20 protein-coding genes are annotated in these 13953 nt (G+C 58.8%); 16 read left to right on the forward strand and 4 right to left on the reverse strand.

Annotation, left to right across the window (positions count from 1 at the left end; all coding sequences use genetic code 11):
* Positions 1–226 precede the first annotated feature (226 nt).
* Both LG047_RS06035 and LG047_RS06040 read left to right on the forward strand, forming a co-directional pair.
* The gene (locus tag LG047_RS06035) at positions 227–550 is read left to right on the forward strand and encodes a hypothetical protein (RefSeq protein WP_227965937.1); all 324 of its coding nucleotides are present in this window, start codon (positions 227–229) and stop codon (positions 548–550) included.
* Positions 551–700: 150 nt separating this feature from the next.
* Positions 701–1039 (forward strand): hypothetical protein, encoded by a 339-nt coding sequence (locus LG047_RS06040; protein WP_227965938.1) that lies wholly within the window; start codon positions 701–703, stop codon positions 1037–1039.
* 24 nt (positions 1040–1063) lie between these two features.
* Here the strand turns inward: LG047_RS06040 and LG047_RS06045 are convergent, their stop codons facing one another.
* Complete coding sequence (locus LG047_RS06045) at positions 1064–1486, reverse strand: hypothetical protein (RefSeq protein ID WP_227965939.1); 423 nt, start codon at positions 1484–1486, stop codon at positions 1064–1066.
* A 154-nt stretch (positions 1487–1640) separates the two neighbouring features.
* Between LG047_RS06045 and LG047_RS06050 the strand changes: the two genes are divergently transcribed.
* From LG047_RS06050 to LG047_RS06110, 13 genes are read left to right on the forward strand one after another with little or no spacing between them, the layout of a single operon-like run.
* Positions 1641–2894 carry a flagellar hook protein FlgE gene (locus LG047_RS06050; protein WP_036285934.1) on the forward strand — a complete coding sequence of 418 codons (1254 nt, stop codon included), beginning with the start codon at positions 1641–1643 and terminating at the stop codon, positions 2892–2894.
* A 30-nt stretch (positions 2895–2924) separates the two neighbouring features.
* Positions 2925–4397 carry a flagellar hook-associated protein FlgK gene (gene flgK / locus LG047_RS06055; RefSeq protein WP_227965940.1) on the forward strand — a complete coding sequence of 491 codons (1473 nt, stop codon included), beginning with the start codon at positions 2925–2927 and terminating at the stop codon, positions 4395–4397.
* 12 nt (positions 4398–4409) lie between these two features.
* Positions 4410–5456, forward strand: coding sequence for a flagellar hook-associated family protein (locus tag LG047_RS06060; RefSeq protein ID WP_227965941.1), 1047 nt, complete (start codon positions 4410–4412; stop codon positions 5454–5456).
* A gap of 25 nt (positions 5457–5481) precedes the next feature.
* Positions 5482–5829 carry a flagellar biosynthesis regulator FlaF gene (flaF, locus tag LG047_RS06065; RefSeq protein ID WP_036285930.1) on the forward strand — a complete coding sequence of 116 codons (348 nt, stop codon included), beginning with the start codon at positions 5482–5484 and terminating at the stop codon, positions 5827–5829.
* Position 5830: 1 nt separating this feature from the next.
* Positions 5831–6241 carry a flagellar biosynthesis repressor FlbT gene (flbT, locus tag LG047_RS06070; protein ID WP_227965942.1) on the forward strand — a complete coding sequence of 137 codons (411 nt, stop codon included), beginning with the start codon at positions 5831–5833 and terminating at the stop codon, positions 6239–6241.
* Positions 6242–6254: 13 nt separating this feature from the next.
* A complete protein-coding gene (gene flgD, locus LG047_RS06075) occupies positions 6255–6665 on the forward strand; it encodes a flagellar hook assembly protein FlgD (RefSeq protein WP_227965943.1) in 411 nt (136 codons plus the stop codon).
* Positions 6666–6667: 2 nt separating this feature from the next.
* Positions 6668–6934, forward strand: coding sequence for a flagellar biosynthetic protein FliQ (locus LG047_RS06080; protein WP_036285925.1), 267 nt, complete (start codon positions 6668–6670; stop codon positions 6932–6934).
* A gap of 48 nt (positions 6935–6982) precedes the next feature.
* Positions 6983–9070 carry a flagellar biosynthesis protein FlhA gene (flhA, locus tag LG047_RS06085; RefSeq protein WP_227965944.1) on the forward strand — a complete coding sequence of 696 codons (2088 nt, stop codon included), beginning with the start codon at positions 6983–6985 and terminating at the stop codon, positions 9068–9070.
* Positions 9067–9819: a flagellar biosynthetic protein FliR gene (locus tag LG047_RS06090; RefSeq protein ID WP_227965945.1), complete on the forward strand. Its 753-nt coding sequence runs from the start codon at positions 9067–9069 to the stop codon at positions 9817–9819. Before flhA ends, LG047_RS06090 begins: the two co-directional genes overlap by 4 nt.
* Positions 9820–9821: 2 nt before the next feature.
* Positions 9822–10196, forward strand: coding sequence for a hypothetical protein (locus LG047_RS06095; protein WP_227965946.1), 375 nt, complete (start codon positions 9822–9824; stop codon positions 10194–10196).
* A 43-nt stretch (positions 10197–10239) separates the two neighbouring features.
* Entirely contained in the window at positions 10240–10731 is a 492-nt protein-coding gene (locus LG047_RS06100; RefSeq protein ID WP_227965947.1) for a rod-binding protein, read from the forward strand.
* Positions 10732–10772: 41 nt separating this feature from the next.
* The gene (locus tag LG047_RS06105; RefSeq protein WP_227965948.1) at positions 10773–11192 is read left to right on the forward strand and encodes a hypothetical protein; all 420 of its coding nucleotides are present in this window, start codon (positions 10773–10775) and stop codon (positions 11190–11192) included.
* Positions 11193–11207: 15 nt separating this feature from the next.
* Positions 11208–11657 (forward strand): flagellar basal body-associated protein FliL, encoded by a 450-nt coding sequence (locus LG047_RS06110; RefSeq protein ID WP_227965949.1) that lies wholly within the window; start codon positions 11208–11210, stop codon positions 11655–11657.
* Between the two features lie 49 nt (positions 11658–11706).
* Here LG047_RS06110 and LG047_RS06115 read toward each other — a convergent pair whose 3' ends face one another.
* Positions 11707–12009, reverse strand: a complete 303-nt coding sequence (locus tag LG047_RS06115; RefSeq protein WP_144259743.1) for a hypothetical protein — start codon at positions 12007–12009, stop codon at positions 11707–11709.
* A 145-nt stretch (positions 12010–12154) separates the two neighbouring features.
* Here LG047_RS06115 and LG047_RS06120 point away from each other — a divergent pair, with 145 nt between their 5' ends.
* Positions 12155–12601 (forward strand): hypothetical protein, encoded by a 447-nt coding sequence (locus LG047_RS06120; protein ID WP_227965950.1) that lies wholly within the window; start codon positions 12155–12157, stop codon positions 12599–12601.
* A 12-nt stretch (positions 12602–12613) separates the two neighbouring features.
* Here the strand turns inward: LG047_RS06120 and LG047_RS06125 are convergent, their stop codons facing one another.
* Both LG047_RS06125 and LG047_RS06130 read right to left on the reverse strand, forming a co-directional pair.
* The gene (locus LG047_RS06125) at positions 12614–13054 is read right to left on the reverse strand and encodes a hypothetical protein (RefSeq protein ID WP_227965951.1); all 441 of its coding nucleotides are present in this window, start codon (positions 13052–13054) and stop codon (positions 12614–12616) included.
* Between the two features lie 112 nt (positions 13055–13166).
* Entirely contained in the window at positions 13167–13880 is a 714-nt protein-coding gene (locus LG047_RS06130) for a response regulator transcription factor (protein ID WP_227965952.1), read from the reverse strand.
* Positions 13881–13953: the final 73 nt, after the last annotated feature.

Consider the following 13953-nt stretch of genomic DNA (forward strand, 5'->3'; position numbering starts at 1 on the left):
CCGCCTTGCCGCCCGTCCTGTCCCGCAAGCGGCTTTCCTGAGATAAGTCCGAATAATTACAATCCAATATCGGTCAAAACGCGGCGGAGCCGGCCATGACGCCGCACCCCCGAATGAGCGCCGAAGGCTTCGCGCCAGCCTCTCCCTGCAAGAATGTGTCAGCGTCGGCGCTGGGACCGGCGGCGGGTGGAGACGACGGATGTGGCGACTGGCGCGAGCGGGACTATTGACGATGCTCATCAGCCTTTCCGCCTGCGCCGCCCGCCATAATGAAATCATGCCCCTGCCAATCGATCCGGCCGACTATGACGGCGCCACCTGCCGGCAGCTCGGACTCATGCTCGACAAGGCGCAACGCACGCTGGTCTATACCGAGATGGCGCAAGACCACATCGCTGCCCAGGACGATATCCGAGCCTTCGGCGTGCCGACCCTGATGGGAACATTCTTCGAGGGCAGCCGCCTAGAGGATGTCGCACGACTCAAGGGCGAGACCATTGCGCTCAAGACTCAACTTCAGCAATCGGGCTGTGTCGCCTGGCCGGGCTGAGCCCTTTGCAAATTGTGCGCGAGGCTTGCCGCCTCGCGGGGAAAAGCGTCAAACCGCGGTCTCGATGGTCGAACGACAATTCTTTATTCACACGCGGCTTTCATCGTCAGAACGAAGGTCGCGAAGCGTTGTGTAAACCGGAGGCGTAAGATGAGCGTTATGGACGGAGACGAAATCGCCGTCATGTCGATTGAAGAATGCCAGCGGCTCGAACAGCCCCTGCGACGCGACCTCGAAGTGCTCGACTATGAAGTCCGCAGCCTCATCGCGCGCATGCGCGCCGAGGCCAAGGACGCCGGCGCGGACGACATGCTCTTCGTAAAGGCCTCGACGACCGTGCTGCTGTCGATCGCAGCTGGCCTCGTCGCCCGCGCGGCCGAGGACAAGCGTGCGCCATTCGACGCGACGTCCTTCGTCGCCAGCGCCGACAGCGCCGCGCAATGGGCTCAGACCAGACGGTTGAGATATTTTGTCGCAGGCGAGGCTTGAAGCTTCGCCTGCTTCACTACCGCCTCAGAGGGCATAGTAGCGCTCCCGCATGCGACGGGCGACGCGCGCCTTGTCCGTCCTCGGCGTGAGCGACAGACGACAGCCGATCTCGCCGCCACGGCGCCAGATCACCTGCGCGTCAAAAATTTCGTCGCTATCATCATCATAGAGCTGAAATTTTTGCGGCAATGTGATGTTTCGCGCGAGCCTCAAGCAGGCGCCCCCACGCGTGCGATTGCTCAACACACATTCGCACAGAAACCGGTCTGCGCAATCGAGCGCCTTGCCCCATTTCAAATGCGCAATGCGCCGCTTTTCGCCGCGTCTGTCGCGCGGCGCATCTTCGAGACGCGTGAAGGTCGCCTCGCCGCTGCGCTGCGCGCGCCAGCGCGCGAGCATCGACATTCCACGATAGAGACGCACGCCATCCAGGACAGGCTTTTCCATTAAGCACGTTCTCCGAACGCTTCTCGCGGAACCGAGTAATGTTTTGTTAAGCGAATGAAGGGTTGCCAAGCAATAAGCCACACAACGCCGATGAAAGCTTCGGACAAGCTCGCGGGACTTTACTCACGACGGGCCAGCATATCCGGAGCGCGCCATGAGCAGTACTTTTGGTTTATTCAACACTTCCATTATGGGCATGTCCGCGCAGTCCGACGCGCTCGCCAATATTTCCGAAAATATCGCGAACTCGGGCACCGTCGGCTACAAGCGCGCCACGACGCATTTCCTCACCGTGCTCTCGGGTTTTCAAGGCTCCAACCAGTTCGGCGGCGGCGTGTCGACGCGCAGCCGTTACGACATCACGGGCCAGGGCGCCCTCATGCATACGGGCTCGTCGACAGACATGGCTATTCGCGGCAACGGATTCTTCGTCGTCTCCGATGGCGCGGGCGGAACCTTTCTCACGCGCGCGGGCTCCTTCGTGCCGGACTCATCGGGCCGGCTCGTCAACGCCGCCGGCTATTATCTGATGGGCTTTCCCGCCGGCCCCGCGGCGCCGACGACCTCTGCCACAAACGCGCTCTCCAGCATGAGCATCGTGCAGATCCGCAACGATCGACTCTACGCGAATCCGACGACGTCGGGCGTGCTGTCCGCCAATCTTCCCGTGTCGGCGACGGTCGTTCCCGCAGCGAATCTGCCGTCGACCAACACCGCCGGCGCGCAATTCAGCGCCAAGACGTCGCTCACCGTCTATGACAATCTCGGCAAACCTGTCGTTCTCGACGTCTATTATGCAAAGACGGCGGACAACACATGGGAAATGACGATGTATGACGCTTCCGGCGCCACATCGGGCGGCTTTCCCTATGCCTCCGGGCCGATCGCGACGCAAACGCTCACCTTCAACCCCGCCAACGGATCCATCGCCAGCGGCGGCACGCTCAACTTCACCGTCCCGGGTGGCGCGTCGGTAACGCTCGACATGAGCAATACGACGCAACTTGGCGCGCCATTCGTCGTGAACAACGCCACCGTCAACGGCAACGCCGCCGGCGCTATCCGCCAGGTGCAGATCTCGTCGGACGGCACGCTGAGCTACCAGCTCGACAACGGACAGATGGTGCCCGCCTACCTGATCGGCATCGCCAATGTCGCCGCGCCAACGGAGCTCGCGAGCTACACCGGCAACGTCTATACCGCGACGGGCGCCTCCGGCCCCATCTCTGTCGGCGCGCCCGGGAAGGGCGGTTTCGGCGACATTGCGTCAGCGACTCTCGAAGCCTCGAACGTCGATCTCGCGACGGAGCTGTCAACAATGATCATCGCGCAGCGCTCGTACACCGCCAATACGCAGTCGTTCCAGGTCGCGTCGGAAATTCTGCAGGTTCTCAACAATCTAAAGTAAGCGCGTGACAGAAGCCGGAGTTCAGTGAGCATGACCCTGACCAACGCGAGCATAATTGCCGGGCAGTCGCTCGGAACCATATCGAGCCAGATCAGCGTCGTCTCGCGCAACATATCGAACGCCGGTCGTCCCGGCGTGAACGCGAAATATTCGCAAATCGCTACGGCTCCCAATGGCTCCGCGGAATTCCTCGGCGTCGGCCGCATGGCGAATGTGACGCTCTTTCGCAGCATGCTGTCGGCGACCGCCGCGCAAGGCTCCGCCGCGCAAATCTCCGATGCGCTGGACCAGATCGACCGGGCGCTCAATCTTTCCAACCCCGCGCAAAGTCGATCGCCAGCCTCGATGATCACGAGGCTCACGACCGCATTGCAAAACTATAGCGCAGCGCCCGACAATGAAACGGCGGCGGAACTCGCGCTCGCCGCTGCGAGGGACGTCGTCGCCTCGCTCAACGATGCGACAAAAACCACTCAGGGCATTCGACGCCAGGCAGATGAAGACATCGCGTCATCGGTCAAAGGCGTCAACGACATCCTCGCGAAATTCTCGGCGCTCAACCGGGAAATCGTCGAGGGAACCGCCGCCGGCGCAGATATCACTGACCAGCTCGATCAGCGCGACGCGCTACTGACGCAACTCTCGAACGAGATCGGCGTCACGACCGTCACGCGGCCGAACAACGACATGGTGATTTACACCGACAGCGGCGTCACGCTTTTCGAGACGACGCCCAGATCAGTCACTTTCCAGCCGACCCCCACGCTGACCGCCGGCGTCGCGGGCGCCGCTGTTTATATCGACGGCGTGCAGGTCACCGGGGCGGATTCGCCATTGGCGCTGAAGTCCGGCGCAATAAATGGATTCGCTCAGGTGCGGGACGTAACGGCGCCGCAGTTTCAAAAGCAGCTCGACGAAATCGCGCGCGGACTCGTCGCCGCATTTGCTGAAACGGATCAAACCGGTGGTGGCGGCGCGCCCCTGCCCGGTCTTTTCACTTATCCCGGAGCAACCGGTGCGCCCGGATCGACGCTTATTCCCGGGCTTGCCGGCCAGATCACAATCAACGCCAATGTCGACCCCGACAAGGGCGGCGTCGTCAGCCGCCTGCGCGACGGCGGCATTTCCGGCAATCCTGATTACGTCTACAATAAGAGCGGCGGCGCCGCCTATTCAGAACGCCTCCTGCAACTCGTGAATGCGCCGTCCACGCAGCAAGGTTTCGATCCGGGGGCCGGACTCGGCGCGAGCGGATCGTTGAACGCCATCGCCGCCGGTTCGATTGGTTGGCTCGGCGTGCAACGCGCGCAGGCAGAGAAGAACGTCACCTATCAGGACGCCATGGTGGCGCAAACGACGCAGGCTCTTTCCAATGCGACAGGCGTAAACCTCGACGATCAGATGTCGCAAATGCTCGCGCTTGAAAACTCCTATCAGGCGTCCGCCAAGCTTCTCGAGACGATAAACGCAATGTTCGACACGCTGTTCGCTGCGGTTCGTTAGTGAGTGCCCGTCATGTTCTACCTTACATCGACATATTCCATCACAACCTCGCTCCGGCGTACGCTCGTGGAATTGCAGCGCGATCTCGACCGCAGCCAAAAAGAGCTGGCGACGGGCCGTCACGCCGATCTCGGCCTCGCCCTTGGCATGCGGACCGGACTGAGCTACTCGCTCGGCGACACCTATGACACTGCGCAGTCGATCCTCGCCACAAATGACCTCGTATCGACAAGGCTCGACACAACGCAGACGGCGATCGCAAATCTTCTCTCCAATGCGCAAGCCATGCGCGCAACGCTCATGTCCTCCTTGGACGACGGCGGCGATGTCGGCGCAATCGAAACACAGGCCCGCGTATCGCTCTCAAATTTCATATCGACGTTGAACAGCGGCGATGGCGACTCCTTCCTGTTCGCCGGCGTAAACAGCGAAGTTGCGCCGATCAATAATTACTTCGCCGATCCTCCCTCTCCGAACAAAGTCGCGCTCGACGCCGCCTTTATCGCGAACTTCGGATTTGCGCAAACAGACCCTCGCGTCGCAGACATCACCGGCGACCAAATGCAGGCGTTCCTCTCAGGCCCCATGACCGCTCTCTTCGCCCCTGAAGCGTGGAAGACGGACTGGTCGAACGCGTCGGACCAGCCGTTGCGGAGCCAAATTTCCATGTCGGTTACTATCGACACTTCGGTGACGGCCAATGCTCCAGCCCTGCAAAAGCTCGCAATGGCATACACTATGATGACCGATCTCGGCGCCAGCGGGATGAATTCCGCGGCCTACAAGGCCTTGTTGAAATCGGCGACCGAGGTGATCGACGATTCGATCAGCGCGCTTCTCAAGACCCAGGCTCAGGTCGGCGTCATGCAGCGCAATGTCGTAAATGCAAATCAAACGATGACGATCCAGTCCAACGCCATTGAAATGAACCTGAACAGCCTCGAAACTGTTGACCCAACCGAAGCGGCGGCTCGCGTAAACGGTCTGATGACACAGATCGAAACCGCATACACGCTCACTGCGAAAATCACGCAGCTAAGCCTCGCCAAATATCTCTGACAGTCGAATTGGAAGCAGGAGCGCGATGTATCAGCAACGCTACGCCGAGATCGCCAGCGAATCTGGAAAAAACGCCCGCGCGAAGGAGCGAGAAGCGCTCGAGATCGCCATCAAGAAACTCGCCGTCGCCAAGACGCGTGGCCCGCTGACTCCCGAAGCTTTCGAGGCGACGAATTATCTGAGGCGATTGTGGGCGATATTCATGGAAGATCTCAGCAACGACGAAAACGGACTGCCCGAAAGCCTGCGCGCCTCGCTGATCTCCATTGGTCTCTGGATTCGGCGCGAGGCTGATCTGATCGACACCGGCGGTTCGGTAAATTTCGACGGCCTTATCGAAGTCAACCAGCTCATCGCAGACGGACTTGTCTGATATGAATATCTCTCTAAGACGCGGCGAACGAATCTTCATCAACGGAGCTGTTCTGCGGGTCGATCGAAAGGTCTGCCTCGAACTTCTCAACGACGTCACCTTCCTGCTGGAAAATCACGTCATGCAGGCAGAGGAGGCCACGACGCCCCTCAAGCAGCTCTATTTCGCCATACAGACGATATTGATTTCGCCCAATGATTGCGACGCGGCGATGGAGCTGGCCCGGAATCTGCTGGTCTCGCTCAACGAGGGCGCATGCGACCGTCGCATACTCGATGGCCTCGGCGTTGCTGTTCGCCAGATCGACAACAAGCGAATGTTCGAGGCGCTCAAGGCTGTGCGCGCGCTATTTCCCATCGAAGCAGAATTGAAAGACCGCGCGAGCGAGGTCCACGCTCGCGACGTCGCCTAAGGAGAAAATCATCATGCCCGTCACAGCGCCAATAACGCCTTTCGCGACAAGCAACAGCACAAGAGCGGCGTCCGTCGCGAACGCAGCAGCCGACGCCGGAAACTACAATGCTTTTCTTCAGCTTCTCGTAACCGAACTCCGGCATCAGGATCCAATGAAGCCGATGGACCCGACGCAGACGGTCACACAACTGGCGACATTCGCGTCTGTCGAACAGGCCATCCAGACAAATTCGCTGCTCGCTTCCCTCAATGAAAATTCCGCATTGTCGCAGGCCAGCTCTCTCATTGGCCGCACAGTTTCATCTGCGGATGGAAAGACGAGCGGCGTCGTCAAATCCGTGATGATCGATGACGGCGGAATGATTGCAGTCCTCGCCGACGGCCGCAAGGTGCTGCTCGGCCCCGGCGTGACAATCAGCTGAGAATGAACGAGGCCGACGCTCTGGAGATCGTGCATCGCACGATCGTCACGATTCTACTCGTTTCCGGGCCGCTTGTCGGCGCCGCGATGGTCGTCGGCGTCATCGTAGCGCTTGTTCAGGCGCTCACGCAGGTGCAGGAAATGACCCTGACTTTCGTGCCGAAAATCGTCGCCATGCTCGCCGTTCTGAGCCTATCGGCGCCATTCATCGGCTCGAAAATCTATGCCCTGGCGCAATTCGTGTATTCGCGTATCGAAACGGGTTTCTGAAAGCAAACGACGGCGGCCGCTCGCGCCGCCGCGCGATGGAGCGAATAAATGTCTGACGCCGTCGGCATGAGGCCGGGGCCTTCGGAAGGCAGTTCGAAAGACATCGGTTTCGCGATGTCGATCGTCTTCATTCTCTGCATTTTCTTTCTGCCCATTCCGCCATTTCTTCTCGACGCAGGGCTAGCATTTTCCATCGGGCTTTCCGTGCTGATCCTGATGGTCGCGTTGTGGATTCAAAAGCCGCTCGACTTTTCTTCTTTCCCGACAGTCCTGCTGGTCGCCACGATCCTGCGTCTTTCACTCAATATCGCCACCACACGCCTCATTCTCTCGAATGGGGCGGGAGGCTCGACTGCGGCCGGGTACATCATCAGCGGCTTTTCGCGACTCGTGATGAGCGGCGACTTCGTCATCGGTCTTACAGTCTTCGCTATCATCGTAACTGTAAATTTTCTTGTTATCACCAAGGGCGCGACGCGTATCGCGGAAGTCGGCGCACGCTTTACGCTCGACGCCATCCCCGGCAAGCAAATGGCGATCGACGCCGATCTGTCCGCCGGCCTGATCGACGAACGACAGGCGCAGGTCCGGCGCCGTGAGCTTGAGGAAGAAAGCGCTTTTTTCGGCTCTATGGACGGCGCATCGAAGTTTGTGCGCGGCGACGCTATCGCTGGCCTCATCATTCTCGCCGTGAATATCTTCGGTGGCATAATCATTGGCGTCACGCGCCACGGTATGACGCTCGCCGCGGCCGCAGACGTATATACAAAGCTCTCCGTCGGCGACGGTCTCGTATCGCAAATTCCAGCACTGATCGTCTCACTATCGGCGGGCCTGCTCGTTTCGAAAGGCGGCACGCGCGGCTCCGCCGAGCAAAACATCTTGCGTCAGCTGGGTATGTATCCGCGGGCGCTTTTTGTCGCAGCTTCCTTGATGTTCGTTCTCGCCTTAATCCCGGGTCTGCCGCTGACGCCCTTCGCCGCGCTGGGTGGCGTCATGGCGTTTGTCGCCTACCTCATCCCGAAGCAGGCCGAGAAGGCGCGCCAACTGGAAAGCGAAAGTCAGCTTGCACTCGAGCGGCAAGCGCAACAGGAAGCAAAAGAATCGACGAAGGAGATTCTAAAAACGACAAGTGTCGAGATTTGTCTCGGGAAACAACTTTGGGCCGGGCTGCTGCCGGCACAAGCCGAACTCGGGCAACGCGTCTTCAAGATGCGCCGAAACTTCGCCCGAACATATGGTTTTGTCTTTCCTGAAATCAAGCTTACCGACGATCTCGACGTGCGCCCGAAGAATTATCAAATCCGCATCCAGGGCGCCCTTGTCGCCGCACATGAACTGCGCCTTCGTCATCACCTCGTCATCGTTGGTCGTGGCGCTGCGCCAGACCTCGCTGGTGAGGAAACCGTCGATCCCGCTTTCGGAATGCGCGCCATGTGGATTCCCGACGCCATGGTCGATGAAGCGAGGCGGCAGGGATTTACACCGGTCGACCCGGTATCTGTTCTCCTAACCCACGTTTCGGAAACACTACGTAATAATCTCGCGCAGCTTCTTACCTACAAGGATATGCGCGCCATGATCGAGCGGCTCGAGCCGGAATATCGGCGCCTCGTCGACGATATGATTCCAAACCTCATCACCAATTCCACGTTGCAGGGTGTTCTGAAACTTCTCCTCGCTGAACGAGTGTCAATCCGCAATTTCGAGCTCATTCTCGAATCGATTGCAGAAATTGCGCCCTTCGCGCGCCGCGCAGAACCGATCGTCGAACATGTCCGCACGCGCCTCGCCTCACAAATCTGCAGCGATCTCTCTGTTGACGGGGCACTGAATATTTTGCGACTTGGCAACCGCTGGGATCTGTTTTTTCACGAGCATCTCAAACGCGACGCCAAAGGCGAACTCATCGGCTTCGACGCCGATCCCACCTTGGTCGAGAAATTCTCGATAGATGGCGGTTCGGCAATTCGTGAGCGAATGGATCGCGGCGAGGTCTTCGTCCTCCTCACGACCCCCGAGGCGCGGCCCTATGTCCGCCTTATCATCGGCCGATTGTTTCCGTCTCAAGCAGTCCTCTCCCATCTCGAAATCGCCGGTGGCGTTCAGATCAAATCCCTTGGAACGATATCTTGACGCCGCTCGAAAGCGCCATCGCGCCGACTTTCATTATTTTCTGCCGCATCGGCGGTTGTCTCATGGTTGCCCCGGGCTTCTCGAGCGAGCGCGTTCCGGTGCGCATTCGACTGTACATCGCGATCGGAGTCACGCTGGCGCTCGCGCCGGCGCTCATCGATACCCTTCAACCGGGCCTACGGGGCGCTGATCCTCTAAAACTCGGCGCGATAATCATGGGAGAACTGACGATCGGCATGTTCATCGGCCTCCTTGCTCGACTTTACTTTTTTGCTCTTGAGACGCTCGCAACCGCAGTCGCAATGACGATCGGCCTGGGCAATATTTTTGGCTCTGCTCTCATCGAAGCGGAGCCAGCCCCGGCCCTATCCACTTTCGTCGTCATTTGCGCGATCATGCTGGTCTTCGTGACCGACCAGCATCTCGAAATGATACGCGGGCTTTATCTATCCTATCAGACGACGCCGGTCTTCTCGCCCGCGGCGCCGGAATCGTACCTCAACGAATTGACGCGCGTATTGACACAATCATATCTCCTGGCCCTTCGCATCAGTAGTCCGTTTCTCCTGTTCGGGCTCATCGTCAATCTCGCCTTTGGCTTCCTTGCGCGACTTACGCCCCAGGTTCCGGTGTATTTCATCTCCGGGCCATTCGTCATCATCCTCGGGATTTATGGCTTCTCGATCGTAGCCCAGGATTTCTTCACCGCTTTTTCTGCGCAGTTTGGCTCCTGGCTCATACGGGGATAGGCATGAAAGCGCGACGCGAACGCCTGGCTCGCGCCCTTTCGCTCAGCAACAAGCTTTGGCGGCTGCAGACAATGCGACTGGCGCAAATTGAAACAATTCTCGCGGATTTGCGAGATCAGGAACGGACGGCGCTCGAGGCCCTCGAACGGAATTTTGCGGATCCAATTCTTATCTTGAAACGCCTGCAGATCCTGACACAGCGACGCGTTGAGGCCGAGGACGCCCGTTGCGCGCAGTTGGCTCGTGTCCGCGAACAAGGGCGGCGCGCCAAGCAAACAGAGCGCCTTTTTGAACGGGTCGACAATCTTTGGCGTCGCGATCAGGCCGCCGAGGAACTTCGCCGCCTGTCCGAGCGCGATGACGTCAGGGCGCCGTAAGTCAGCTGTATTATTTTTATTTGACCTCGAACCGGGACTCGCAATGTCGATTTTCCCTTCAACCGACATCATCTCGGACGTCGCGCGCGCGGCTGATCCGCACAAGCGCGAAGCTGCCATGAAACGTCTCAGCGAAATCAGCGTCGCGCATGGCGTGCCTGCGACCGCGTTCTCGGCCATCCTCGACGGCTCGCGGAACGCAGATCCCGCTCGCTCCCTGCTGACGCTGCCAAGCGCGAAATCCACAGGACTGGCGACACGGCCACAACCCGCTAAGACCCCCGCCGCGGTCGCCGCGCAGAAATTTGAAGCCTACATACTCCAAAGCTGGCTCGAGCTTCTTTTGCCGAAAGTTGAAGGCGGAACTTTCGGATCTGGTGGCGCGGGCAACATATGGCGTTCCATGATGGCGGAGCAACTGGGGACTCAATTGGCGAAATCGGGAGCCATCGGAATTCAGAGGATTATCGACAAGGGCGATTATTCGCCCACCGAGTTGCGGCCGCTTACCCCGCCCTCTATGCCTCGCGCCTGAGCGTTCGTGAATAAGTTGATTATATCGGGGGTTGCAAGTCGATGAACGAGTTTCTTGCGCCAAGTTCAGTTCAGGAAGACGTGGAAGGCTTCACCGGGAACGACGCGCCGCCGTCGTTGGCCGAAATCGCCTTCATACGATGCGTTGAAAGGCTCGAAGATTTGATCGATGCCGAGACGCAAGTGTTGAGGTCTTGCGCGCGCATTGATTTCGAGGCGCTCAATCTACGCAAGACACACGCCTTGCTCGAGTTCACGCGCGTCGCGCGCAACCTCCCTCCCCGAGCCTCCAGCCTTGCCCAGCAACGATTGAACCGTCTCGTCGAGAAACTTGGATCCAATACTGAAGCGCTGCAGTTGCATCTGCATGCGATGCAGGAGATAACATGCCTTATTGTCGAAAGCATCCGTAGCGATGAATCGGACGGAACCTATTCGAGGAAGGGCGCGCCGCGTCGATAATGCAACGGGAATAAGATGTTTCGCACTATTTTCATTGGGCTTTGGGCCTGTGTTGCGACACTGGGAGCAACCTATGGCGGCGCATACTGGCGTATGCATCAAAACACTGCGCCGGCCGCCGAGCACGCGGAAAAACTGGATGTGCGAAAATTGAAACCGATAACGGTTCCGGTTATCGCCGACGGCGTTCTGAGAGGATACGTTTCCGCAGAGTTCTCAATGGTCGGTCCGCAGGCCGACAAACACGAGCATACGCTTGATCCGGAGAGCTTTTTTCTGGATGAGGCCTTTCGCGTTATTTACTCCGAATCGAAAATCGACTTTTCCGACATACAGAAGGCAGATCTCAGTGCATTGACGTCTCAGATTACTGCGAATGTGAATCAGCGGATGGGGAAGAACGTCGTAAAGGAAACGCTGGTCAGGAACTTTACGTTCGTCCCGCGCGAGGATATGCCTCGTTGATTATTGGGCGCGGCGCCTGATTGAGCGCCGCGCATGATTCTTGTATGCCTTACGCGACCCGCTGCACCGGCGCATAGGTGGCGTTCTTGACGATCGCCGGTCCCGAATCCCCTCTCACATGGTTCTCGATAGCCTGCGCAATCTTTTGCTGCGCGCTGTCGATTTCTTCCTCCTCTTCTTCTTCCGCGGAAGGTGTCGATTCATAGATAGCGGACATCTCCGCGATGAAGCGCTCCATCGTCTTCAATGCGCGATATTGCGGAATCTGGGTCAGTTCCTCGACCATTTGTCTGCGAAGGATGTCCAGTTGCGTCATGGGGTGCATGTGGGAAGCCTCTTGGTGACTGCTCATTTACGTTATTTCCTATAGCTGTCTCGAACCTTGCGGGACTTAACGGATTCTTCACCTTTTCGTCTGGCGGCGAGACAAGCCTCGCATCGGCATCGAGCCCTAAAATTCAAGCGCATTGGCGAGATGCTCATGGCGGAGGCTATTCATGAGATTTCAATGGCGTGGCCGCATTGATCGAACGGAGGCGTTGTTACGGGTGACGGGCGTCGCCCTCGCAGGCGGCAGCGTCGCATTTGCAGCCCATATGCTGGGCAATGCCGATCGCGATCCTCAATTCGCCGGGCTGGAACATCTGGCGATCTACGCCAGACTAACGTCATCGGCGCCGTCACGGTATCGGCCCCTTGGTTCGGCGGAAATCGACTATACGCCAGTGGGCTCAACACGGAGGAATTTGCCTGAAACAGTTCTGGGCGACTTCGAGCTGATCAAGGCGTCGGCGACCGCTGCAACGATCCGCACGCCGCAAGGGCGAATTGCGCGCGTCTCTCCTGGCGTCAAGCTTCCTGGCGTGGGAGAAGTGGTCTCAATACGGCGACGTGACAATAAATGGGTCGTCGGCACCCAAGGCGGCCTGATATGCGAGCGTTGAGCGCGCCACTATTCAACGCTTCGAACATTCGGCTAACGCGGCGTCAATCGTCGCATTGAAATGCGCCATCGCTTGCGACGCCGCTGCGACGTCGCTCGGTGTGCGATCGGGATGGAGCATCCACGCCATCCTCCGACGCAATGACTTCAGTTTTTCCGGTGAATGGCGCGCCTTGGCGATCTGCTGGGAGAGAAGAGCCGGAAACTCTGCGTTCGGAGAGCGCTTTTCTGCAATTTCGGCGTCGCGATTTCGAATGATCGAGGTTGACGACTCAAGGGCATCGATTGTCGCCCGGTAAGCGGCGGAGACGCGCCGCAGTCTTTCATCGTGCGCGCCGACGTCGGCGTTCCTCGCCACTGAAGCAAGCTCGAAATGAATTGAAGGCGACACCTTCGCAGAGTCCACGCATCGCACGGACTCCACATCGGCAAGAACATCCGCGAACACCGGCATACAACTACTCGCGCACGCATTGAACGCGAATAGTGTAGGGAGGGAAAGCTAAGAACCGATTATCACGTAAATTAAATCATGACGTGAAATGATTAGCAGGAGGCGGCGGACATCAGCCCGCCGCGAGCAAGGACTCGCGATCAACGGCGTCCGTGGGAGAAGCGACGAGCAGATAGCCGAGGAAACGCTGGGACTCGATCGGGTCATATCCCAGACGGGCGCGCAACTTCTTGCGCAGCTTGCTGATATGGCTTTCGATGACGTTCTCCTCGACGTCATCGTCGAACAGGCCATAGACGGCGTTGAAGATCTGTGATTTCGTCAACCGACGGCCGCGATTTACGACGAGATATTCGAGGATGCGACGTTCACGACGCGGCAAGGCGAGAACCTCGCCGTTGACGACCGGATCGCTGCCGTTGAAGAACACCTGTATGCCGCCAACGGCCGCACAATCCTGGCGGGCTTCGGCACGCCGGCGAATGGCGTGCACGCGCGCCAGAATTTCGCGAACATGAACCGGTTTGCGGACAACATCGTCGACGCCGGCGCTGAACAGGCCAAGAGTCTGCTCTAGGGAGGGCGCCTCGTTCATGGCGATGACCGGCGCCTGCGAACGACGGCGGATCAGCTTGGGAATTTCTTCACGCTCCGGACATTCGCCGATGAGAAACGCCTCGATCGCCTGAACGTCGCCCTCGACGGCCGAGTCGACCCAATCGCGAAACTGTCCAGGCCTAAAGCCCGCCGAGGCGATTCCTTCCTGACCAAATCGACACGCGTATCCATTCGTTACGAGATCGCGCTCGTCGACGATGATGAACATGCTTTGCCTCCAAATTCCGCAATTAGGGAAGTGCCGCTGCGAATCGGCTTATGGTCAAGGTAAAGTCTGCGAA

This window comes from Methylocystis sp. WRRC1 (assembly GCF_020733155.1).
Taxonomy (GTDB): Bacteria; Pseudomonadota; Alphaproteobacteria; order Rhizobiales; family Beijerinckiaceae; genus Methylocystis.

Excerpts from the sequence above, each read along its gene's own strand:
- flgK (WP_227965940.1), top strand. The coding sequence starts at position 2,925 with ATGACCCTGACCAACGCGAGCATAATTGCCGGGCAGTCGCTCGGAACC.
- LG047_RS06110 (WP_227965949.1), top strand. The coding sequence starts at position 11,208 with ATGTTTCGCACTATTTTCATTGGGCTTTGGGCCTGTGTTGCGACACTG.
- flbT (WP_227965942.1), top strand. The coding sequence starts at position 5,831 with ATGAATATCTCTCTAAGACGCGGCGAACGAATCTTCATCAACGGAGCT.
- LG047_RS06115 (WP_144259743.1), bottom strand. The coding sequence starts at position 12,009 with ATGAGCAGTCACCAAGAGGCTTCCCACATGCACCCCATGACGCAACTG.
- flaF (WP_036285930.1), top strand. The coding sequence starts at position 5,482 with ATGTATCAGCAACGCTACGCCGAGATCGCCAGCGAATCTGGAAAAAAC.
- flgD (WP_227965943.1), top strand. The coding sequence starts at position 6,255 with ATGCCCGTCACAGCGCCAATAACGCCTTTCGCGACAAGCAACAGCACA.
- LG047_RS06100 (WP_227965947.1), top strand. The coding sequence starts at position 10,240 with ATGTCGATTTTCCCTTCAACCGACATCATCTCGGACGTCGCGCGCGCG.
- LG047_RS06080 (WP_036285925.1), top strand. The coding sequence starts at position 6,668 with ATGAACGAGGCCGACGCTCTGGAGATCGTGCATCGCACGATCGTCACG.
- LG047_RS06130 (WP_227965952.1), bottom strand. The coding sequence starts at position 13,880 with ATGTTCATCATCGTCGACGAGCGCGATCTCGTAACGAATGGATACGCG.
- LG047_RS06105 (WP_227965948.1), top strand. The coding sequence starts at position 10,773 with ATGAACGAGTTTCTTGCGCCAAGTTCAGTTCAGGAAGACGTGGAAGGC.
- LG047_RS06045 (WP_227965939.1), bottom strand. The coding sequence starts at position 1,486 with ATGGAAAAGCCTGTCCTGGATGGCGTGCGTCTCTATCGTGGAATGTCG.
- flhA (WP_227965944.1), top strand. The coding sequence starts at position 6,983 with ATGTCTGACGCCGTCGGCATGAGGCCGGGGCCTTCGGAAGGCAGTTCG.
- LG047_RS06050 (WP_036285934.1), top strand. The coding sequence starts at position 1,641 with ATGAGCAGTACTTTTGGTTTATTCAACACTTCCATTATGGGCATGTCC.
- LG047_RS06040 (WP_227965938.1), top strand. The coding sequence starts at position 701 with ATGAGCGTTATGGACGGAGACGAAATCGCCGTCATGTCGATTGAAGAA.
- LG047_RS06120 (WP_227965950.1), top strand. The coding sequence starts at position 12,155 with ATGAGATTTCAATGGCGTGGCCGCATTGATCGAACGGAGGCGTTGTTA.
- LG047_RS06095 (WP_227965946.1), top strand. The coding sequence starts at position 9,822 with ATGAAAGCGCGACGCGAACGCCTGGCTCGCGCCCTTTCGCTCAGCAAC.
- LG047_RS06060 (WP_227965941.1), top strand. The coding sequence starts at position 4,410 with ATGTTCTACCTTACATCGACATATTCCATCACAACCTCGCTCCGGCGT.
- LG047_RS06125 (WP_227965951.1), bottom strand. The coding sequence starts at position 13,054 with ATGCCGGTGTTCGCGGATGTTCTTGCCGATGTGGAGTCCGTGCGATGC.